Origin of the sequence: Beutenbergia cavernae DSM 12333 (genome assembly GCF_000023105.1) — a bacterium.
GTDB classification, from domain to species: domain Bacteria; phylum Actinomycetota; class Actinomycetes; order Actinomycetales; family Beutenbergiaceae; genus Beutenbergia; species Beutenbergia cavernae.
The window spans coordinates 1264703-1284333 of sequence record NC_012669.1 but is presented as its reverse complement, the minus strand read 5'-3'; the positions used below and the strand labels follow the sequence as shown (position 1 = coordinate 1284333).

19 protein-coding genes and 1 pseudogene are annotated in these 19631 nt (G+C 74.6%); 9 read left to right on the top strand and 11 right to left on the bottom strand.

Going from position 1 to position 19631, the window contains the following annotated elements; all coding sequences use genetic code 11:
• Positions 1-34: 34 nt before the first annotated feature.
• Positions 35-817 (top strand): TetR/AcrR family transcriptional regulator, encoded by a 783-nt coding sequence (locus BCAV_RS05755; protein ID WP_015881642.1) that lies wholly within the window; start codon positions 35-37, stop codon positions 815-817.
• 52 nt (positions 818-869) lie between these two features.
• Here BCAV_RS05755 and BCAV_RS05750 read toward each other — a convergent pair whose 3' ends face one another.
• Positions 870-1367 carry an NUDIX domain-containing protein gene (locus tag BCAV_RS05750; protein ID WP_015881641.1) on the bottom strand — a complete coding sequence of 166 codons (498 nt, stop codon included), beginning with the start codon at positions 1365-1367 and terminating at the stop codon, positions 870-872.
• A 114-nt stretch (positions 1368-1481) separates the two neighbouring features.
• On the opposite strand from BCAV_RS05750, the gene BCAV_RS05745 reads away from it, so the two are divergent.
• Complete coding sequence (locus BCAV_RS05745; RefSeq protein ID WP_015881640.1) at positions 1482-2171, top strand: Maf family protein; 690 nt, start codon at positions 1482-1484, stop codon at positions 2169-2171.
• Positions 2168-2635 carry a GNAT family N-acetyltransferase gene (locus BCAV_RS05740; protein ID WP_015881639.1) on the top strand — a complete coding sequence of 156 codons (468 nt, stop codon included), beginning with the start codon at positions 2168-2170 and terminating at the stop codon, positions 2633-2635. Before BCAV_RS05745 ends, BCAV_RS05740 begins: the two co-directional genes overlap by 4 nt.
• Before the next feature lies 1 nt (position 2636).
• Here the strand turns inward: BCAV_RS05740 and BCAV_RS23350 are convergent, their stop codons facing one another.
• Both BCAV_RS23350 and BCAV_RS23345 read right to left on the bottom strand, forming a co-directional pair.
• Positions 2637-3044, bottom strand: coding sequence for a VOC family protein (locus tag BCAV_RS23350; protein WP_245529016.1), 408 nt, complete (start codon positions 3042-3044; stop codon positions 2637-2639).
• An 18-nt stretch (positions 3045-3062) separates the two neighbouring features.
• Positions 3063-3380 (bottom strand): annotated as a pseudogene (locus BCAV_RS23345) (VOC family protein); the annotation flags it as partial.
• Positions 3381-3724: 344 nt separating this feature from the next.
• Between BCAV_RS23345 and BCAV_RS05730 the strand changes: the two are divergent.
• Complete coding sequence (locus BCAV_RS05730; RefSeq protein ID WP_015881637.1) at positions 3725-5542, top strand: acetyl/propionyl/methylcrotonyl-CoA carboxylase subunit alpha; 1818 nt, start codon at positions 3725-3727, stop codon at positions 5540-5542.
• Positions 5543-5647: 105 nt separating this feature from the next.
• A complete protein-coding gene (locus tag BCAV_RS05725; protein WP_015881636.1) occupies positions 5648-6655 on the top strand; it encodes an NUDIX domain-containing protein in 1008 nt (335 codons plus the stop codon).
• Positions 6656-6774: 119 nt separating this feature from the next.
• Here BCAV_RS05725 and BCAV_RS21480 read toward each other — a convergent pair whose 3' ends face one another.
• Entirely contained in the window at positions 6775-7479 is a 705-nt protein-coding gene (locus tag BCAV_RS21480; RefSeq protein ID WP_015881635.1) for an META domain-containing protein, read from the bottom strand.
• A gap of 98 nt (positions 7480-7577) precedes the next feature.
• On the opposite strand from BCAV_RS21480, the gene BCAV_RS23515 reads away from it, so the two are divergent.
• Complete coding sequence (locus BCAV_RS23515) at positions 7578-8567, top strand: AraC family transcriptional regulator (RefSeq protein ID WP_015881634.1); 990 nt, start codon at positions 7578-7580, stop codon at positions 8565-8567.
• 22 nt (positions 8568-8589) lie between these two features.
• Here BCAV_RS23515 and BCAV_RS05710 read toward each other — a convergent pair whose 3' ends face one another.
• Entirely contained in the window at positions 8590-9783 is a 1194-nt protein-coding gene (locus BCAV_RS05710) for an MFS transporter (RefSeq protein ID WP_015881633.1), read from the bottom strand.
• A 137-nt stretch (positions 9784-9920) separates the two neighbouring features.
• Here BCAV_RS05710 and dapD point away from each other — a divergent pair, with 137 nt between their 5' ends.
• Positions 9921-10895, top strand: coding sequence for a 2,3,4,5-tetrahydropyridine-2,6-dicarboxylate N-succinyltransferase (gene dapD / locus BCAV_RS05705; protein WP_043346662.1), 975 nt, complete (start codon positions 9921-9923; stop codon positions 10893-10895).
• A gap of 11 nt (positions 10896-10906) precedes the next feature.
• Positions 10907-11812, top strand: a complete 906-nt coding sequence (locus BCAV_RS05700; RefSeq protein WP_015881631.1) for a hypothetical protein — start codon at positions 10907-10909, stop codon at positions 11810-11812.
• A 28-nt stretch (positions 11813-11840) separates the two neighbouring features.
• Here the strand turns inward: BCAV_RS05700 and BCAV_RS05695 are convergent, their stop codons facing one another.
• The 3 genes from BCAV_RS05695 to fdxA all read right to left on the bottom strand — a co-directional run bounded on the left by BCAV_RS05695 (position 11841) and on the right by fdxA (position 14718).
• On the bottom strand, positions 11841-13136 hold the full coding sequence (locus BCAV_RS05695; RefSeq protein ID WP_015881630.1) for a citrate synthase: 1296 nt from the start codon (positions 13134-13136) through the stop codon (positions 11841-11843).
• 116 nt (positions 13137-13252) lie between these two features.
• Entirely contained in the window at positions 13253-14401 is a 1149-nt protein-coding gene (gene dapC, locus BCAV_RS05690) for a succinyldiaminopimelate transaminase (RefSeq protein WP_015881629.1), read from the bottom strand.
• Positions 14401-14718, bottom strand: a complete 318-nt coding sequence (gene fdxA / locus BCAV_RS05685) for a ferredoxin (RefSeq protein WP_015881628.1) — start codon at positions 14716-14718, stop codon at positions 14401-14403. The genes dapC and fdxA overlap by 1 nt, the downstream gene beginning before the upstream one ends.
• A gap of 147 nt (positions 14719-14865) precedes the next feature.
• Here fdxA and BCAV_RS05680 point away from each other — a divergent pair, with 147 nt between their 5' ends.
• Positions 14866-15150 carry a putative acetyltransferase gene (locus tag BCAV_RS05680; protein WP_015881627.1) on the top strand — a complete coding sequence of 95 codons (285 nt, stop codon included), beginning with the start codon at positions 14866-14868 and terminating at the stop codon, positions 15148-15150.
• Positions 15151-15242: 92 nt separating this feature from the next.
• On the opposite strand, the gene BCAV_RS05675 is transcribed toward BCAV_RS05680, so the two are convergent.
• From BCAV_RS05675 to BCAV_RS05660, 3 genes are all read right to left on the bottom strand, one after another.
• Positions 15243-17561, bottom strand: a complete 2319-nt coding sequence (locus BCAV_RS05675) for a VanW family protein (protein WP_015881626.1) — start codon at positions 17559-17561, stop codon at positions 15243-15245.
• Between the two features lie 107 nt (positions 17562-17668).
• Entirely contained in the window at positions 17669-18196 is a 528-nt protein-coding gene (locus tag BCAV_RS05670; RefSeq protein WP_015881625.1) for a flavin reductase family protein, read from the bottom strand.
• Positions 18180-19571 carry a PIG-L family deacetylase gene (locus BCAV_RS05660; protein ID WP_015881624.1) on the bottom strand — a complete coding sequence of 464 codons (1392 nt, stop codon included), beginning with the start codon at positions 19569-19571 and terminating at the stop codon, positions 18180-18182. Before BCAV_RS05660 ends, BCAV_RS05670 begins: the two co-directional genes overlap by 17 nt.
• Between the last annotated feature and the right edge of the window lie 60 nt (positions 19572-19631).

The following is a 19631-nucleotide window of genomic DNA, read 5'->3' as shown; positions in this document are numbered from 1 at the left end:
CACTGTTCACACTTTCGACCGGGAGGAGCGGCGGATGACGACGCGGGAGGACCGGAGACCGCCCGAGGAGCCGGACGCGGGTGGCGCGGGCCGCCGTCGGACCCCGCGCGCTGCGGCCCGCGAGGCGATGGTCGACGACATCGTCGGCGTCGCCCGACGGCAGCTCGGCGAGGTGGGGCCGGCCGCGCTGTCCCTCAGGGCGATCGCCCGCGAGCTGGGCATCGTGCCGTCGGCCGTCTACCGCTACTTCGCCGGCCGCGACGAGATCCTCACGGCGCTCATCACGTCCGGCTACACACGTCTCGGCGATGCGGTCGCCGAGACCGACGCCGCCCTGCCCGCCGACGACGTCACCGCGCGCTGGGTCACGGTGTGGCGCACGACGCGCGAGTGGAGCCTGGCGCACCCGCACGAGTACGCCCTGCTCTACGGCACCCCGGTCCCCGGTTACGGCGCCCCGGCGACGACGGTGCCGCCGGCGACGCGGGTCGTCCTGCGGCTCGCGGCGATCCTCGTGGACGCCGCTCGCATCGGCGTGCGCCGCGCGCCGTCCGAGCTCGCGGCGCCCGTGCCGCCCGGCGTGCGGGCCGACGCCGACGACCTGCACAGGCGCCTCCCGGATCTCGGTCTCACCGCGGAGAACATCGACCCGCTCGACACGATGCGTGTCGTCTCCGCCTGGACGCTGCTGTTCGGAGCGATCTCGTTCGAGCTGTTCGGGCACCACGACGGCAGCGTCACGCACCACGCGGACTACCTCAACGCGCTCGCGCTCGACGCCGCGCAGCGCATCGGGCTGCCGCCCGGGGACGGCTGAGTCCGGCGCCGTCCGCCTCGGTGCGTCGGCTACCGGATCGGTGGGCGGCGGTTCACGGGATCGGCGGAGCCCCGGCCAGGGCGCGCGCGAGCCTGCCGCCTTCGTAGTCGGCAATACGGGCAACAGCCTCGGCGGGTGGGAGCAGAGCCCAGTCGAGCAGCTCGTCCGTCGGGATGACGATCCGCTCGCCCGGCAGCACGAGTCCACAGTCGAACACCGCTACCTCGAGCGGGAGCGCCGGGTCGGAGAACGCGTCCACCACCTCGTGCACCAGCTCGCGCCCGGGCTCGCGACTCAGCCCCGTCTCCTCGAGCAGCTCGCGGCGTGCTGCCGCCACGAGGCCCTCGCCGCGCTCGGCCATGCCGCCGGGCAGGATCCAGCCGTCCTTGTACGCCGGCCGGACGAGCAGGACGGCGCCCGCGACGTCCCGAACGAGCGCCTGCGCGACGGGCACCGGGCTTCGCCCGGCCTGGAGCCGAGCACTGGCGTACCAGTCCCGCTGCGCGGCGGTCGCGACGCGGGCGCGGCCGCTCCCCTCGGACTGCGCCATGGCGCCATCCTCCCAGCAGAGTCCCGGCCGCCCGCCCTCAACCGCCCGGCCGCCGCCGACCGCTCCGGCGCCCCGGCGACCCCCGCCGACGCGACACCGGGTACGGTCGCGCGGGTGAGCACACCCTTCGTCCTCGCCTCAGGGTCACCCGCCCGCCTCACCACGCTCCGCGCCGCCGGCATCGAGCCACGCGTCGTCGTGAGCGACGTCGACGAGGACGCCGCCCTCGCGGACGCCGAGCGCGCGGCCGGCGCGCCGCTCCCGGTCGGCGACCAGGCGCTGCTCCTCGCACGCGCCAAGGCCGAGGCGGTCGCAGCCCGCATCTCCCCCGCTGCGGACGGCGACGCGTCCCCCGCGGAGGCGACGCCGTCGTCGTCCCTCGTCCTCGGATGCGACTCGATCCTCGAGCTCGCCGGCGCCTCGTACGGCAAGCCGGGGACCGTCGACGTAGCGCGGGAGCGCTGGCAGGCGATGCGCGGGCGGACGGGCGTGCTGCACACCGGGCACTGGCTCATCGCCGCGTCCGAGGAGGCGCGCGCGTCCGGCCCCGGCCGCGCGGTGGGCGGCACGTCCGCGACTCTCGTCGAGTTCGCTGACGTCGACGACGACGAGCTCGAGGCCTACCTCGCGACGGGTGAGCCGCTCGCCGTCGCCGGCGCGTTCACGATCGACGGGCTCGGCGGCGCGTTCGTGACCCGCATCGAGGGCGACCACCACGGCGTTGTCGGCCTCAGCCTCCCGCTCCTGCGCGGCCTCGTCCGCGAGCTCGGACTCGCGTACCCCGACCTGTGGGAGCACCGATGACGGGCCTGACCCTGCGACCTGCCCGACCCGACGAAGCCGCGCTGCTCGGCGACCTCGCGCTGCACTCGAAGGCGCACTGGGGGTACGACGACGACTTCCTCGCCATCGTCGCCGGCGAGCTCACGTACGACCCGGCGAGCATCGAGGCACGCCGCACGGTCGTCGCGGAGCGGGACGGCGACGTCGTCGGGTTCGTGACGCTCGACGGCGCACCGCCGGTCGGCGAGATCGGGAACCTCTTCGTGGAGCCCGCCGCGATCGGGACAGGCGTCGGCCGGGCCTTGTGGGACCACGCCGTCGACGCCGCCGCCGCGCTCGGATTCGACACCCTCGTCATCGAGTCCGACCCGTTCGCCGCGGGCTTCTACGCGTCCAGAGGCGCGCAGCCGGACGGCGAGACGCCATCCGGATCGATCCCGGGTCGTGTCCTGCCGCGCTTCCGCTACGACCTCACCGGGCGCTGACTCAGTCCTCCTGCAGGACCGACAGCACGTTGCCCGCGGGGTCCGTGAACCAGGCGATCGGCGGCCCCTGTCCTCGCATGACGCCGGCGTCGTCCTGCGGCATGCCGTCGTAGCGCAGGAGCTCGACACCCTTCGACGCGAGCTCGGCGACTGCCGCGTCGATGTCCGGTACCGGGAAGTTGAGCACGGTGAACGTCGCCGGTTCGTGGTTCGGCTTCGGGTACACGAGCACGCCGGCGCCGCCGCCCAGGTGCAGCGTGAGCATGCCGTGCTCCTCCGTGACCCGCAGCCCCATGACGTCGGCGTAGAAGGCGCGCGCCGCGGGGATGTCGTCGGCGGAGAAGCCGCTGAACGGGCGGGGTCGGTGCGGGTCGTCGGCGCCGCGGGAGGAGTAGTACTCCGCGTCCATCTGGATGATCTGCAGGACGTTGCCGTCCGGGTCGCGGAACGTGCCGAACCAGCCGTCGGCCCGCTTCTCCAGCGGGGCGACCCACTCGACGCCGGCCTCGTCGAGGCGGCGCGCTGCGGCCTGCGCGTCGGGGACGTCGAGATTGAGGATCACGCGGTACGGGTCGGCGGCCGCGGCCGGGACGTCGTCGCGCCCGTCGACCAGGACCGCCACCGGCCCGAGCTCCAGGAACCCGTCGTCGTTCGGCGCGACGTCGAACGCCCGGGCGTACCAGTCCCGCAGTCGTTCCGCGTCGGCGGACGCCAGCAGGATGCTGTTCAGGATGTGGGAACTCATCACTCCTCCTTCGGTGCAGACCTCCACGATGGAGCCTGTACGTGAGTGACGCACGGCGTCGGCGCTGCTCGACACGTCTGGCTCGGGGCGTTCCGCGAGTCCGGGTGGATGGTCGCGCTGTACAGCGCCGTCCGGCACCACTTGTACAATCCCCACGACGACGGGGCGTCCCGAACGCAGGATCGGCACCTCGATCTGTAGGATCTCGACAGACGACGTCCCCGGTGCTTGGGCGGAAGCACAGACTTGGCGCGGCGCTCCGGCGCGCGTTGGGACCCTGCCCGATCGAGGACTACCGTGAGCAGGCAATTCACCCCGAGGACCCCGGCGACACAGGAGCGTGCATGGCGACCGCCGTCGAGACCGACCGCAGTGCGGTGATCAGCCGACCCGTGACGAAGGTCCTCGTGGCCAACCGGGGAGAGATCGCCGTCCGCGTCGTCCGGGCTCTGCGGGACGCGTCGCTGGCGTCCGTCGCCGTCTACTCCGACACCGACCGTGATGCGCCGTTCGTCCGCCTCGCCGACGAGGCGTTCGCCCTCGGCGGGACCCGCGCGGCCGAGACGTACCTCGACGCCGGGAAGGTGCTCGACGTCGCCCGGCGCAGCGGAGCCGACGCCGTCCATCCCGGGTACGGCTTCCTGTCGGAGCAGGCCGAGTTCGCCCAGGCGGTGATCGACGCCGGCCTCACGTGGATCGGGCCGTCGCCCGCGGCGATCGAGGCGCTCGGCGACAAGGTGAGCGCCCGGCACATCGCCCAGCGAGCCGGTGCACCGCTCGTCGCCGGCACGCCGGACCCGGTCGCGAGCGCGGACGAGGTCGTCGCCTTCGCCACGCAGCACGGGCTCCCGGTGGCGATCAAGGCGGCCTTCGGCGGCGGGGGGCGCGGCCTCAAGGTGGCCCGCACGCTCGAGGAGATCCCCGAGCTGTTCGACTCCGCCGTCCGCGAGGCGACGGCGTCGTTCGGCCGCGGCGAGTGCTTCGTCGAGCGGTTCCTCGACCGGCCACGGCACGTCGAGACCCAGTGCCTCGCCGATGCGTACGGCACCGTGGTGGTCGTCTCGACCCGCGACTGCTCGCTGCAGCGGCGCCATCAGAAGCTCGTCGAGGAGGCGCCCGCGCCGTTCCTCACGCCCGAGCAGGACGCCGAGCTGCGCCGCGCCTCGATCGCGATCCTGCAGGAGGCCCGCTACGAGGGCGCGGGGACGTGCGAGTTCCTCGTCGCCTCCGACGGCACGATCTCCTTCCTCGAGGTGAACACGCGGCTCCAGGTGGAGCACTGCGTGACCGAGGAGATCGCCGGGATCGACCTGGTGCGCGAGCAGCTCCGCATCGCCGCTGGCGAGCCGCTCGGGTACAGCGAGGTCACCACCCGCGGGCACTCGATCGAGTTCCGCATCAACGGCGAGGACCCGGCCGCCAACTTCCTCCCGACTCCGGGGACCCCCAGCACCGTGCACTGGCCGGGCGGGCCGGGCGTCCGCGTCGACGCCGGCATCGCCGCCGGGCAGCCCGTGACCGGCAACTTCGACTCGATGCTCGCGAAGATCGTGGTCACCGGTGCCACGCGCACGCAGGCGATCGAGCGCGCCCGCCGCGCGCTCGCCGAGACCGAGATCGCCGGAATCCCGACGGTGCTGCCGTTCCACCGCGCCGTGCTCACCGAGCCCGCGTTCGTCGCGAGCGACGGACAGTTCGGGATCTGGACGACGTGGATCGAGTCGGAGATGGTCGGCCGCCTCGTCCGGTCCCCCGCCGCCCCTCCCGCGACGCCCGCACCCTCGAGCGACGCCGACGAGAAGATGGAACGGGTCGTCGTCGAGGTCGGCGGGAAGCGGCTCGAGGTCGTCCTCCCGGCGGGACTCGGGATCGCTGCCGGCGGCGCGCAGCGGCGTCGCCCCGCGCGGCGGAGCGCGGCGCGACCCACGGCGTCGGCGAACGGGAAGGCGCTCAGCTCGCCGATGCAGGGCACGATCGTGAAGGTCGCCGCTGCCGACGGCGACGTCGTCGCCGAGGGGGATCTCGTCGTCGTGCTCGAGGCCATGAAGATGGAGCAGCCGCTCGTCGCGCACCGGGCGGGAACGATCCGCGCGCTGACGGCGGCGGTCGGCGACGGCGTCAGCGCCGGCACCGTGATCTGCGAGATCGACCCCACGCCCTGACCCCCGCGGGTCTCCCGAGAGGCGGGCGGCGGCCGCCGGTCCAGCCGCTGGGCCGCGGCGGGTCCTCCCCGCGCCCGCCACCCGGACGATGGCAGGCTGACCCGCGTGACGTCGTCGTCGGACCTCCCCACCCCAGGCCACCCGAGCGACGCCTGGGTGCACTGCGCGTGCGGCGAGCGGCACTGGGGAACCCACGGTGCCGCGGGGCTGCTGCTCACGGACGGCGGCCGCGTCGTGCTCCAGCACCGCGCCGCGTGGAGCCACCACGGAGACACGTGGGGCGTGCCCGGCGGTGCCCTGCTGCCCGGCGAAGGGGCGCCGGCCGGCGCGTTGCGCGAGGCGCGCGAGGAGGCCGGCATCGACGCGGGTGCGGTCCGCCTGCTCGCCACCTCCGTGCTGCAGCACCCCGACTGGAGCTACACCACCCTCCTCGCCACGGCCGGCGCGCCGGTCCGGCCGCGCGCGACCGATCCGGAGTCGGTGGAGGTCGCGTGGGTGGCGTGCGACGACGTCGCCGGCCTGCCGCTGCATCCCGGCTTCGGCCTGGCGTGGCCCCAGCTGCGGGACATGCTCGTTCGGCGGCCCCTGCTCGTGGTCGACGCCGCGAACGTCGTCGGCTCGGTCCCCGACGGCTGGTGGCGCGACCGACGCGCGGCCACCGCCCGCCTGCGGGACGGCCTTGCCGACGCGCTCGCCGACGGCCTCGACGCCGATCTCCTCGGCCTGCCGGGGCAGCGCTGGTGGCCCGACGTCGTCCTCGTCGTCGAGGGCGCCGCTCGCGGCGTGCCCGCACCCGACGAGCGCACGCGCCCGTGGCGGGCCGGGAGCCTGACCGTGGTGAGCGCGGCAGGCTCCGGTGACGACGCCGTCGTGCGCGTCGTCGAGGAGGCGCTCAGCGTGTCCGTGGCGGGCTCTGGCGACGCCGTCGAGGAGGCGCTCAGCGCGTCCGCAGCGCGCTCTGGCGACGCCGACGACGCCGCGCCGGTGGGCGCGGCACGGCGGCCCGCGGACGTGACCGTCGCGACGGCGGACCGCGGCCTCCTCGCCCGGCTCCCGCCCGGCGTCGGCACCGCGAGCCCCCGCGCCGTCCGCGGGCTCGGCCGACCCGCCTGACCCGTCCCGTCCGCGAGAGGATCCGTGCGCCACCGCGAGAGGATCCGTGCGCCACCGCGAGAGGATCCGTGCGCCACCGCGAGAGGATCCGTGCGCCACCGCGAGAGGATCCGTGCGCCTCAGCCCACCGGCACGACCTGCAGCGCGATCGGTTCGGCGGCCACGTAGACGTCGACGGCGACGTGCGTGTCCGTCGTCCACAGCAGGCGGTCGCCGTCGACCACACGAGCCCGCAGCGCGGGCGCTCCGGCCTCGAGCACGACGTCCCGGTCCACCACGACCTGGTAGGCGGCCGGCAGCGCGGCCACCGGCTCGACGGCGCTCGCCAGCACCTCGGCAGGCGCGTCGGCCTTCGCCGTGTCGAGCAGCTGGACCTCGAGCGAGGCGCCGGGCGGCAACGGGGTGGGCGACGCCGCGAACACCTGGCCGTGGACGGCCAGCGGCGCCGGTGCCGAGGCGCTCGCCCCGGCGTCGACGGCGACCTCGTCAACCGGCTCAGCGACCAGCCGCGACGTGGCGTCGGGACCCTGCAGGGCGAGGATCGCGCCGTCGTCGGACACCTCGACCGAGAGCGGCCCGGCCAGGAAGTCGAGCACCGCGCGCTCGAGGTCCATGAGGTGGTCCGGGCCCATCATGCGGGTCGTCGCGAGCGGGCTGAGGGTGAGCCGGTCGCCGTCGAGCGTGAACGTCCCGGTCAGCCGGTTCACGCCGGTACTGCCGCTGATGGTGCCGTCGGCGCCGAACACGACGACCGGCGGTCGCCCCTGGTCCACCCCGACGCCGCCGACGTCCTCGAACCGCCAGGTTCCGATGATCGTGACCATGGCGCGATCGTCCCACCGCGACTGCACGAGGGCACCTGGACGGCACGCCAGGCGCGCTGCCGGGGAATGCGGGACCACGTCCGAGGCTTGTCCCCTGCATGAGCGCCACCGTGACGCCCGCGATCGAACCCGCCCGCGCGGCGTCGGTGCTGGCGCCGTCGCCCGTCCTGACGCCGGCGCCGCCACGTCCCGGCGGCCCGGACGCCAAGGCCGCGGAGGAGCTGCTGCGCCGGATGCGCTGGTCGGCGGGCGCCCTGCGACGCCTGAGCCTCGACCCGCACGCCGCGACGGTCGTCGACGGCGCCGGCCTTCGGCTCCTCCACGTGACGGGCGGGTCGGCGGTGCTGCGCTCCCGACGGGAGGACGACGGCGCGGTGGGACCGCTCTCCGACCCGCATGAGGTCACGCTCCAGGCAGGTGACGTGGCGCTCCTCCCGCACGCGGGGCGGCACGAGCTGCACGCTGCGCGGGACGGCGGGGCGTGCGTCCTCACCGCCGGGCTCACCCTGGAGGCGTCGCCGTTCGACCGCGTGAGCGCGCTCATGCCCACGGTGCTCTTCACCTGCGGCTTCCGCCTCGACGACCCGGCCTACGCGGGACTCGTCGCGCTCATCGACCGCGAGGTGTCGGCCGAGTCCCCCACGTCCTCGATCCTCGTGGACCGCCTCATCGACGTCGTCGTCTCCGCCGCCCTGCGGGCATGGCTCGAGCGAGGCTGCGGCAACGCCCGCGCCTGGCTCGCGCAGGCGCACGACCCGCACCTGGGCCGCGCGCTCGAGGCCATCCACGCCGAACCTGGGTCGAGCTGGCGCGTCGAGGACCTCGCCCGGCTGGCGCACTCCTCCCGGTCCCAGTTCGCGGAGCGGTTCCGCAGCAGCGTGGGCGAGTCGCCCGCCCGCTACGTCACCGGCGTGCGCATGCGCCGCGCCGAGGAGCTCCTGCGGACCGGCCGCGGCGTCAGCGAGGTCGCGTTCGCGCTCGGCTACGACTCCGACGAGGGGTTCAGCCGCGCGTTCCGCCGGCACAGCGGCCTCGCCCCGAGCGAGTGGCGCCGCCGCGGCGCGGAGGCGACGGCGCCCGTCGGGTGACCGGCGCCGTCGCCCCCGACGCTCAGCCCGTCCGGACGCGCGAGAAGACGAGCGCGCCGAGTCCCGCCGCGAGCCCGGCGACCAAGAACGCGAGGTCGACGTCGAACGCGTCCACGAGGAGGCCCCCGAGCGCCGCACCGAGTGCGATAGAGGTCTGGAACGTCGCGACGATGAGCCCACCACCGCTCTCGAGGCGGTCCGGCGCGACGCGCGCGAGCCAGGTCTGGATCATCGTCGGGATCGCCCCCGCGCCGAGGCCCCACAGCACGACGGTCCCGACGACGACGAGGAGGCTGTCGCCGGCGATGCCGAGGGCCGCCGTCGACGCGGCGACGGCGAGGGGGACCGCCACGAGCAGCGCGCGCAGCCGGCGGTCCCCGACGACGCCGGCGACCACGTTCCCGGCGAAGCTCGCGACGCCGTAGGCGGCGAGCACGACGGCGAGCAGCCCCGCATTCATGCCCCCGACCCCGTCGAGCATCGGCCGCAGATAGGTGAAGGCCGCGAAGTTCCCCGTGACGAGCAGCGCGAGACCCACGAACCCGAGCGCGAGCGCCGGCGTGCGCAGGGTGTCGAGCAGCGGCCGCAGCCCGGAGCGCTCGTCGACGAGGATCCGGGGCAGTGCCGTGAGCTGCAGCACGAGCGTCAGGACGCCGACGGCGGCCGCGCCGAGGAACACCGCTCGCCAGCCCGCCCGCTCCCCGAGGAACGCCCCGACGGGGATGGCCGCGACCGTGGCGAGGGAGACACCCGTGTTGACGATCGTCATGGCGCGTCCGAGGCGCTGCGCGGGGACGAGCCGGGACACCACCGACAGCGACAGGGCCCAGAAGCCGGAGAGCGCGACGCCGAGCAGCGCACGCCCGGCCAGCATGAGCGGGAGGCTCGGGGCGAGGGCCACAACCACGTTGGAGCCGACCGAGAGCGCGGTGAGCGCCACCATGACCAGGCGCCGGTCGACCGGAGGGAGGGACGCGACGATCACCGGGCCCGCGAGGATCCCCGCGACGGCCGTGGCCGTGACGAGCTGGCCGGCGGTGCCGTCGCTGATGCCGAGGTCCGCCGCGATCGGCGAGAGCAGGCTCGACGGCAGGAACTCGCTCGTGACGAGCGTGAGGATCCCGAGGCCCAGCGTGACGACCGCCCACCAGGGACGTCGGGCGACGCCGGCTGGGGCGGCGGTGGGATCGGGGGCGGTGGTGACCTGCGTGGACATCTGTCTCCTTCGTGGCGGACTCCCAGCCTGGCGTCGTGGCCGCCGCGGAGCCCGACCGATCCTCGCCGGGGAGCGACCGTTCGTCCGGAGCTGGCGCGATGCCGTGGCGGTCCGGGACCGCATCTAGGCTGGGCGCCATGACGCGTACCGCCTCCGGAATCGGCCTCGCCACGACCTCCGACCTCGACGACGGCGCCGTCCTGGATGTCTGGTTCCCCTCTCCCGTGCTCGGCACGCCGGACGAGGAGGCCGAGCAGGCGACGCGTGCGCTCCTGGAGCCGCTCGCGACCGAAGACGTCGCTCGGGCCGTGCGGCGCACCGTGGTAACGACGACCGTCGACCTGGACGCCGCGCCGTCGGACGCCGCCGACACGTACCTCCGCCTGCACCTCCTCTCGCACCGCCTCGTCACGCCGAACTCCGTCTCTCTCGACGGCGTCTTCGGGGCGTTGGCGAACGTGGTCTGGACCTCGGCAGGGCCGTGCTCCCCGACCCGCTTCGAGGAGACGCGCGCCCGTCTGCTCGCCCGCGACGGCTCCCTCACCGTGCACGGCGTCGACAAGTTCCCGCGCATGACCGACTACGTGCTGCCGGCCGGCGTCCGGATCGCCGATGCGTCGCGGGTGCGGCTCGGCGCGCACCTCGCCTCCGGCACGACGGTCATGCACGAGGGGTTCGTCAACTACAACGCGGGCAGCCTCGGGACCGCGATGATCGAGGGACGGGTCTCGCAGGGCGTCGTCATCGGGGACGGCACGGACATCGGTGGCGGCGCATCGATCATGGGCACCCTGTCCGGCGGCGGCACGGAGGTCGTCACGATCGGTCGCCGCACGCTGCTCGGCGCGAACGCCGGCACGGGCATCAGCCTGGGCGACGACTGCGTCGTCGAGGCCGGCCTCTACCTCACCGCCGGCACGAAGGTCACGCTCGCGGGCGGCGCGGCCACCGCTGCGAGCGGGGACGACGACGGCCCTCGCGTCGTCGCCGCTCGCGAGCTCTCGGGGGCGTCAGGTCTGCTCTTCCGCCGCAACTCCCGCACCGGCGCCGTGGAGGCGCTCGCCCGCGCGACCGGCTCGGTCGAGCTCAACGACGCCCTCCACGCCCAGTAGCCGGTCCACCCATGGCTGCGCGCTCCCGACGACGGCGGTCCGTGCCTCGGGCGCTGATCGTCACCGGTGTGCTGCTCGCGATCGGCGTCGCGGCGGTCGTCGGGGTGGTCGCGCTGCTGCGTGCGCTCGAGGACGCGCCGCCGCTCGTGGCCCGGTGCGTCGCCGACGTCGAGGGCGAACGGCATCCGCTCGACCCCGACCAGGCGGCGAACGCCGCGTTGTTCGCCGCGATCGGCACGCACCGCGGTCTGCCCGCCCGCGCGACGACGATCGCCGTCGCCACGGCGATCCAGGAGTCCCGGCTGCGCAACATCGACTACGGCGACCGCGACTCGCTGGGCCTCTTCCAGCAGCGGCCGTCGCAGGGCTGGGGGACGCCGGAGCAGGTCATGGACCCGGTGTACGCGACGAACGCGTTCTTCGACGTGCTCGTGACGGTGGAGGGCTGGGAGGGTCTGCCGGTGACCGACGCCGCCCAACGCGTGCAACGCTCGGCGTTCCCGGAGGCGTACGCCCAGCACGAGCAGGTCGGACGGTCGTTCGCCTCGGCGCTGACGGGCTACTCCCCCGCCGCGCTCACCTGCGTGCTCGGCGACCACGACGGCACGCCGGACGCCGTCGCGGGCGCCGTGTCGGACCGGCTAGTCCGCGACTTCGTCGCGGTCGAGGCGAACGCGGAGGGGAGCGGGGCTGACGCCGTCGTCGTCGTCGACGCCGCCTCGCTCGGCGCGGAACCGGCCCGGCACGCGTGGGGTGTGGCTCACTGGGCGGTGGCGACGGCCGCGGAGACGGGCGCCGGGCGCGTCGCCGTCGACGGCCGGGAGTGGGACCGCTCGCGCGGTGCGGATGCCGGCTGGGAGCCGCTCGCCGACGGCGAGGCGGGTCCCCCCGACGGCGAGGTCTGGATCGCGCCCTGACGCGGCCCGGTGCTAGCCCCAGCCGGGCTCAGCGCGCGTCGAGCTCCACGTAGTCCCGGTCGGTGTGCCCGGTGTAGACCTGCCGCGGGCGCCCGATCTTCGTCGTCGGGTCGTTCATCATCTCGCGCCACTGCGCGATCCAGCCGGGCATCCGGCCGACGGCGAACAGCGGCGTGAACATCGTCGTCGGGAAGCCCATCGCCTTGTAGATGAGCCCCGTGTAGAAGTCGACGTTCGGGTACAGCTTCCGCTCGATGAAGTACGAGTCGGAGAGGGCGATCTCCTCGAGCCGCATCGCGATGTCGAGCATCTCGTCGCGCTTGCCGAGCTCCGACAGGATGCGATCGGCGGTGGACTTCACGATCGCGGCGCGCGGGTCGTAGTTCTTGTACACGCGGTGCCCGAAGCCCATGAGCCGGACACCCTTGTCCTTGTTCTTGACGCGCTTCATGAACGTGTCGACGTCGTCATCGGACTCGCGGATGTCACGCAGCATCTCGAGCACCGCCTCGTTCGCGCCGCCGTGGAGCGGCCCGGACAGTGCGTTGATGCCCGCCGAGACCGACGCGTACAGGTTCGCGTGCGCCGAACCGACGATCCGCACGGTCGACGTCGAGCAGTTCTGCTCGTGGTCGGCGTGCAGCACGAGCAGCAGGTTGAGCGCCTCGGCGAGAGACGGCGACGGCTCGTACTCGCCGCCGTCGGCGAAGCACATCCGCAGGAAGTCGCCGACGTAGCCGAGGCTGGGCTCGGGTCCGATCATCTCCTGGCCGAGCGAGTGCCGGTGGGCGTACGCCGCGATGGTGGGCGCCTTGGCCAGCAGCAGCACGGTGGCGAGCTCGACGCGCGCCGGGTCGAACGGGTCCACGCTCTCCGGGTAGTAACCCGGCAGCGCGGAGACGGCGCTCGAGAGGATCGCCATCGGGTGGGCGTCCCGCGGGAACGCCCCGATGAGGTTGCGGAAGTTCTCGTGCAGGTGCGTGTGCCGCTCGACGCGCTCGACGAACGCCCCGAGCTCGGCGGCGTTCGGCAGCTCGCCGTGCACGAGCAGGTAGGCGACCTCGAGGAACGAGGAGCTCTTCGCGAGCTGGTCGATGGGGTAGCCGCGGTAGCGCAGGACGCCGGCATCGCCGTCGATGTACGTGATCTCCGAGGTGCACGACGCCGTGTTCATGAAGCCGGGGTCGACGGTGACGAGACCGGTCTCCTTGAGGAGCGAACCGATGGCGACGCCGTCGTTCCCCTCGCTCGCGGGGATGCGCTGGAACTCGAGGTGGGTCTCGCCCACCTCGAACGTGGCAGGCTCCAGCGCGGTCTCGGTCATCGGGTCCCCTCCTTGGGTCCGGCGTCCGGCGGGAGTCGCCGGTTCCTCACGGAATCTCCACAAGACGGTACCCCCCGCCCCAGCGGATTCCCAATCCGTGAGCCCTGGCTCACATCTCAGGCGGAGGTGAGCCGGCGAGCCGCCTCGGCGACGCGTTCGTCGGTCGCCGTCAGCGCGATCCGCACGTGCGCGCCCGCCGCGGGTCCGTAGAAGACGCCCGGGCCGGCGACGATCCCGCGATCGGCCAGCCAGGCGATCGTCGTCCAGCAGGGCGCGTCGGCGGAGCCTCCCGCGGGCAGGTCGGCGCCGTCGCGGCGGGCCCACAGGTACAGGCCTGCCTCGGAGTGCTCGACGGCGAACCCCGCCTCCCGCAGGGCCGGCAGCAGGACGTCGCGGCGGGCGACGTATCGGGCTCGCTGCGCCGCGACGTGCGCGTCGTCGGTCAGCGCGGCCACCATGGCGGCCTGCACCGGCGCGGGCACCATCATCCCCATGTGCCGCCGCAGCTGGAGCAGCGAGTCCACGATCGCCGGGTCGCCCGCCACGAACCCCGCGCGATAGCCCGCGAGGTTGGACTGCTTCGACAGCGAGTACACCGAGAGCAGCCCGGCGTGCGAACCGCCGGAGACGCGGGGGGCGAGGACGCACGGGACGCCGTCGTCGACCCACGGCGCCGTCCACGGCAGCTCGGCGTAGCACTCGTCGCTCGCAACGACGGCGCCCACCTCACGCGCGGCGGCGACGACGGCGGCCATGCGCTCCGCACCGAGCACCTCGCCGGTCGGGTTCGACGGCGAGTTGAGCCACACCAGCGCCACCTCCTCGCGCCCGGCCCACTCCGCCGGATCGTCGGAGACGAGCACCTGCGCGCCGGCGAGCGTCGCCCCGACCTCGTACGTCGGGTACGCGGCGGACGGGACGACGACGACGTCTCCCGCGCCCAGCCCGAGCATGCTCGGCAGCAGCGCGACCAGCTCCTTCGAGCCCACGGTCGGCAGCACGGCGTCCGGGTCGACGTCGGGCACACCACGCCGGCGGGCGTACCACTCCGCGACGGCCGCCCGCAGCGCGGGGGTGCCGTGCGCCGTCGGGTAGCCGGGAGCGTCGGCGGCGGCGCGCAGCGCGTCCTGCACCACGTCCGGCGTCCGGTCGACAGGTGTCCCGATCGACAGGTCGCACACCCCGCCCGGGTGCTGGGCCGCGCGCTCACGATGCGAGGCCAGCGCGTCCCACGGGTAGGCGGCGCCGGGCGCGGTGAAGCCCATCAGGCCTGCGGGGGCAGCGCGGCGATGATCGGGTGGTCGAGCGGGATCATGCCCATCTTGGCGGCGCCGCCCGGCGACCCGAGCTCGTCGAAGAACTCGACGTTCGCCTTGTAGTACTCGGCCCACTGCTCGGGCACGTCGTCTTCGTAGTAGATGGCCTCGACCGGGCACACGGGTTCGCACGCCCCGCAGTCGACGCACTCGTCGGGGTGGATGTAGAGCGAGCGTTCACCCTCGTAGATGCAGTCCACGGGGCACTCGTCGATGCACGCCTTGTCCTTGATGTCCACGCACGGTTGCGCGATCACGTAGGTCACGAGGCTCCTTCCGCTCACGCCGGGCGCGGCTGTGGCACGCGCCGCTCGGCTGTGCCCAGTATCCCGCACTCCGGGGCATGCCTCCCGCGCGCCGCCCCGCCGGTCGCCTGGGTACGCTCACGCGCCCCGGCACGGGAGGATCAGGGGGTGGAGAGTCCGCGGAATCCCGACGACGACGGCCGCTCGCGTGCGGACGTCGCGTTCCGAGGGCACGCCGTGGGCGAGCGGGTCGTCGTGCGGTACCGGCTCCCCGAGCCGGACGGCGCCGGACGCACGCTCACCGACGCCCTGGGCGAGATCACGTCGATCACGCGGGACGCCGTCGTCGTCGCGACGCGGCGCGGTGACGTGCGCGTGCCGACGGCCGCCGTCGTCGCCCTCAAGCGGGTGCCGCCGCCTCCGGCCCGACGACCCAGGCCGGAGCCCGGCTGAGCGCACGGCAGCCACCGCACAGAACCTCTCGCGGTGGCGCACAGAACCTCTCGCGGTGGCGCACGAATCCTCTCGCGAACGGGGGGGGAGCGTCAGCCGCCGCCCGGGTCCGGGGTCGGGGTCGGGGGATCGGGCTGGGTCGCCGGGTCCGGCCCGCACACGACCGTGTTCCACGGCTGGTAGGACCACGTGTACGTGTCGTCGCGCGCGACCGCGCCGTCGAGGGACACGACGCGGCGCACCTGCACCGAGAACCCGTTCGACCCGCCGGACTCCGCGATGCACTCCGGTGACGTGTTGTACACGGTGCGGGGCGAGGTGAACGCGTACCGCTCACCCGTCGTGATGTCGACGTCGAACGTCGGCGTGCCCCAGATCGCCGCGTGCGTGCGGCCGCCCGCGACCCACGCCTGCAGCAGGATGCCGTGGTCGGTGGTGTTGCGGAACTGCATGTCGACGCTGCCCTCGAACAGGGTCGCCTCCCGTCCCTCCGGGTACCGGGAGAACCATCGGGAGTGCGGCTTGTGCGTGACGTCCTCGAGCCCGGCCTCGAACGCGGCGTTGAAGAGCGTCGTCGACAGCTGCGACAGCCCGCCGCCGTACGCCCGCGCCTCGAACCCGTTCTCGACGACGCCGGACTGGTGGTACCCGTTCGCGGCGTTGAAGGGACTCAGCGTGTCGAGCAGGCTGAACGTGTCGCCCGGCATGAGGAGGATGCCCGTCACGCGGCTCGCGCCGATCTGGATGTTCTCGGTGCGCGGCGGGTCGGGGTACGGGGGCAGGGGCGTCGAGAACTCCGAGATGCGTTCGACGACGCCGAGCGCCTCGGCGTCGGCCGTCGTGAACTCCGCCTCGGTCTCGCTGAGCTCCACGGTGGCGGTGCGCTCCGTGGTCGAGGTGGCCGCCGCCGCCACGGCGTCGGCGAGCGCCGCGGGGTCGATTCCGGTGCCGTTCACGGACGGGACGACGACGGGCGCGCCGTCCTGCAGCTCGATGCGGGCGTCCTGGGGAGCCGTGCCGACGTCGGGCGCCGCCTCGCCGAGCAGCTGGGCGAGGGCGTCGCCGTCCAGCTCGAGCACGAGGCGCGACCCCTCGGGGACGAGGGTCGCCACGGACGTCAGCTGCTCGACGCTCAGCGGCACCGTCGCCTCGCCGGCCACGACCGACACCGGCGCGCTGACCAGGGGCTCAGCGATCGTGCTCAGTGCCTCCTCGATCGCCGCGTCGTCGATGTTCGGCGTCACGGACTCCGTGGGCAGCGCGAGCGGACGCTCCGCGGTGAGCCAGCTGCTCACGAGCAGCTCCTCCGTCGCGGGGAGGTCGAGCCCGACGCCGTCCACCGGGTCGGTCACGACCGGCTCGGCGTTGGCGAACACCACCGACCCCTCCGTCGGCGCGATCGCGACGTCGTCGTTCGCGGCGACGAGTGCGGCGTCCAAGGCGGCGGCGTCCACCGTGCTGATCGCCGGCTCCTCACCGGTGCCCAGCACGTGCCGGAACACGTCGCGCGGGTCCCAGGAGAACCCGGACAGTGCCTCCACGGTGGCCTGGGCGTCGAGCGCGAGACCCGCGGCCGCGGGGTCGATGGTCGTCTGGGCGTCGCCCGCACGGACGTCGATCGGCTCGGTCGCGAGATCGGCGAGGTCGTCGGTGAGGCGAGCGACGGCGTCGTCGGTGGTGAGCCCGCCGATCTCGACGCCGGCCACTGTCGCCCCGCGCGGCACACGGTCGGCGACGAACCATGCCGCACCCGCGTAGGCGGCTGCGAGGACGACGACGCCGATCCCCACTCCGAGGGCGATCTTGCGTCCGCGGTGGCTGGGCGGCTCGCCCTCGAGCTCGTCGAGGGGTGAATCGCCGCCGCCTGTCGCGCCGGCCGCGAGTGCGGCGGGCTCCGCCATCACCTCGGTCGCCTCGCCGTCGGCCGCGGGCTCCGCGACCTCGGTCGCGTCCGCCTCGGTCGGGTCGGCAGGCTCCGCCACGACCTCGTCCATCGGCTCGGCAGGCTCTGGCTCGACCTTCGTGGCCTCGTCGGCCGCGGGCTCGGCGACCTCGGTCACGTCCGCCTCAGGCGGCTCGGCAGCGTCCGCCTCCACCGGCTCGGCAGGCTCTGGCTCGGCCTCCGTGGCCTGGTCGTCCGCGGGCTCGGCGACCTCGGTCGCGCCCGCCTCAGGCGGCTCGGCAGCGTTCGCCTCCGCCGGCTCGGCAGGCTCCTGCGCCGGCACGACGGGGATCCCGCGCACCTGCGTCTCAGCGGCGGCCTCGGCCGCAGCAGGCTCCGCCGACGGACCATGCTGCGCGGCACCGGCTGCGTCGTCGACGCCCTGCTCCGGCTCCGTCTCCGGAGCAGCGCCCGTCGACTCCTCGTCGGGAGCGTCGGTCGCGCGTGCGCCGGTCTCGGATTCGGTCACGTACGGCGTTCCTTGTCTGTGCGCCCCTGGCCCAGAGCGGGCCCCGCCATCACGCGATTGTACGGGCGGATACCACACTCCCAGGGCCGGTGCGGATCACGGGTCGGTCACGGTGCGGGGAGCACACGGCCCAGTCGGTGCACGAGCGCACCGTCCGACCCGTCACCGAGGTGCACCGCGAGCACGTCCCCGACCACCACGTCGTGGTCGCCCGCCCCGCGCACCCAGCGCGTGCGGCACTCGACCCACGCGGCCGCGGCGTCGAGCAGCGCGGCACCGGACGCCGCACCCGCATGGTGCGCGATGCCCGTGAGCTGCCCGAGGCCCGGGCGGCCCGGCTCCGAGAGCCAGGCGACGGCGGGCGCCGCGCGGGCCGTCACGACGCTCACGGCCCACGTCCGGCCGACCCCCACGAGGTCGTTCACCCTCGAGTCGGCGTGCAGCACGAAGAGCACGAGCGGCGGGTCGAGCGAGGCCGAGACGACCGACGTCGTCACGACGGCGTGGTCCACCCCCGTCCCGGAGCGCGCCGTCACCACCGCGACGCCGCCCGCCAGGCGCGCGACGGCGTCGCGATACGCGTCGGCATCGACCGACCCGGGCACGGCGTCGCCGTCCTCAGGTGCGGGGCGCATCCGCGAACCACCGCCGAGGCGCGAAGGCGGCGAGGCCGCACACGAGCACGGATCCGTACAGCCACACGAGGCTGCGCCCGTCGGAGGCGATGAGCACGTCTCCCCCGGGTTGCAGGAACGCCATCGCCTGGACCGTGGCGACGAGTCCGACCGCGTAGCCGAACAGTGCCGCACCGTGGCCGAGGCCGCGCGCGAGGAACGCCCCCGCGGCGACGGCCCCCAGCGCGAGCACTGCGCCGAGCGGCAGCTGCCACGGCGTCACCACCCAGCGGTGGACGGCCGTCCCACCCGCGCCGACCAGCACGCCCAGCACCACGCAGACGGCGACGGCGGCTGCCGCGTAGACGCCGCCGGAACGGGCGGGCGCGGACGGCTCCCCGTTGCGCGACAGCGGGCGGCCGAGCCCGACGTCGTCGACGTCGCCCTTCGCCAGCTGCAGGGACACGACCGGCAGGATCGGCGCGAGGACGCCGTTGGAGAGCGCGAACCAGCCGACCGCCGCCTGGTCCGGCGAGAGCGCGCCCGGGTCGGGAGCTGCGGCGTCGAGCACCGGCACGGTGACCGCCTGCGCCTGGCTGCGGTACGCCCGCATCGCCGCCACGAGGCGCGGCAGCACGGGCACGAGGTCGAGCTCGACGTCGACCTGCTCGGGCGCGCGCGCGATCGACGGCAGCTCCTCCGCGGCACCCGGCGCGACGAGCGGCGCCCCGTCCGCCCCTCGCAGAGCCAGCGGCTCGGTCGCCTCCGTGACGGCGGCACGCGCGGCACGGAGCCGCTCGGCGTCGCGCACCACCCAGGCGAGCACCGGCACGTCCCACGGCGGGGCGCCGTCCGAGCCGGGCCGCAGCGCGGCGACCTCGAGCGCCCGCACCACGATGGCGTGGGTGCGGACGTGGTCCGGGTGCCCGTACCCGCCGCCCGGCTCGTCGGTGACGACCAGGCTCGGCCGGAGCTGGCGGACCAGCTCGGCGAGCGCCGCCGCAGCCGGTCCGATGTCAGCGCTGGTGAGCGCGTCGCCGGCCGCGTCCGGCGCCGGCCCCGCCCGGCCGGGCGCGAGCCACGCCATGCCGGAGTCCGTGTAGCGCACGGGCCGGGGACCCACGGCGAGCTCGTCGAGGAAGCGGTGCTCCGCCACGCCGAGCTCCGCGAGCGCGCCACGCAGCTCCTGCGTGCGCAGCGCGGCGACGTCGTCGGGCCGGCCCTCGAGGTGGGCGAGCTCCAGGGGGATGATCTCCCCGCGCTCGCCGCGGTTCGCCGTGACGACGACGGTGCGTCGACCGCGGGCGACGGCGAGCGCGAGCACGCCGCCCCCGGTCAGCGTCTCGTCGTCGGGATGGGCGAAGACGGCGAGCAGCGGTCCGTCCGGTGCGATCACGCGCACGATCCTGCCACCCCGACGCTCGCGCGGGTGCCGGGGCCGCCACGTCGTGCTTGG

Excerpts from the sequence above, each read along its gene's own strand:
- BCAV_RS05740 (WP_015881639.1), top strand. The coding sequence starts at position 2,168 with ATGACGGGCCTGACCCTGCGACCTGCCCGACCCGACGAAGCCGCGCTG.
- dapD (WP_043346662.1), top strand. The coding sequence starts at position 9,921 with ATGACGCGTACCGCCTCCGGAATCGGCCTCGCCACGACCTCCGACCTC.
- BCAV_RS05695 (WP_015881630.1), bottom strand. The coding sequence starts at position 13,136 with ATGACCGAGACCGCGCTGGAGCCTGCCACGTTCGAGGTGGGCGAGACC.
- dapC (WP_015881629.1), bottom strand. The coding sequence starts at position 14,401 with ATGGGCTTCACCGCGCCCGGCGCCGCCTACCCGTGGGACGCGCTGGCC.
- BCAV_RS05730 (WP_015881637.1), top strand. The coding sequence starts at position 3,725 with ATGGCGACCGCCGTCGAGACCGACCGCAGTGCGGTGATCAGCCGACCC.
- BCAV_RS05750 (WP_015881641.1), bottom strand. The coding sequence starts at position 1,367 with ATGGCGCAGTCCGAGGGGAGCGGCCGCGCCCGCGTCGCGACCGCCGCG.
- BCAV_RS05700 (WP_015881631.1), top strand. The coding sequence starts at position 10,907 with ATGGCTGCGCGCTCCCGACGACGGCGGTCCGTGCCTCGGGCGCTGATC.
- BCAV_RS05710 (WP_015881633.1), bottom strand. The coding sequence starts at position 9,783 with ATGTCCACGCAGGTCACCACCGCCCCCGATCCCACCGCCGCCCCAGCC.
- BCAV_RS23350 (WP_245529016.1), bottom strand. The coding sequence starts at position 3,044 with ATGGACGCGGAGTACTACTCCTCCCGCGGCGCCGACGACCCGCACCGA.
- BCAV_RS21480 (WP_015881635.1), bottom strand. The coding sequence starts at position 7,479 with ATGGTCACGATCATCGGAACCTGGCGGTTCGAGGACGTCGGCGGCGTC.
- BCAV_RS05670 (WP_015881625.1), bottom strand. The coding sequence starts at position 18,196 with ATGCGCCCCGCACCTGAGGACGGCGACGCCGTGCCCGGGTCGGTCGAT.
- BCAV_RS23515 (WP_015881634.1), top strand. The coding sequence starts at position 7,578 with ATGAGCGCCACCGTGACGCCCGCGATCGAACCCGCCCGCGCGGCGTCG.
- BCAV_RS05755 (WP_015881642.1), top strand. The coding sequence starts at position 35 with ATGACGACGCGGGAGGACCGGAGACCGCCCGAGGAGCCGGACGCGGGT.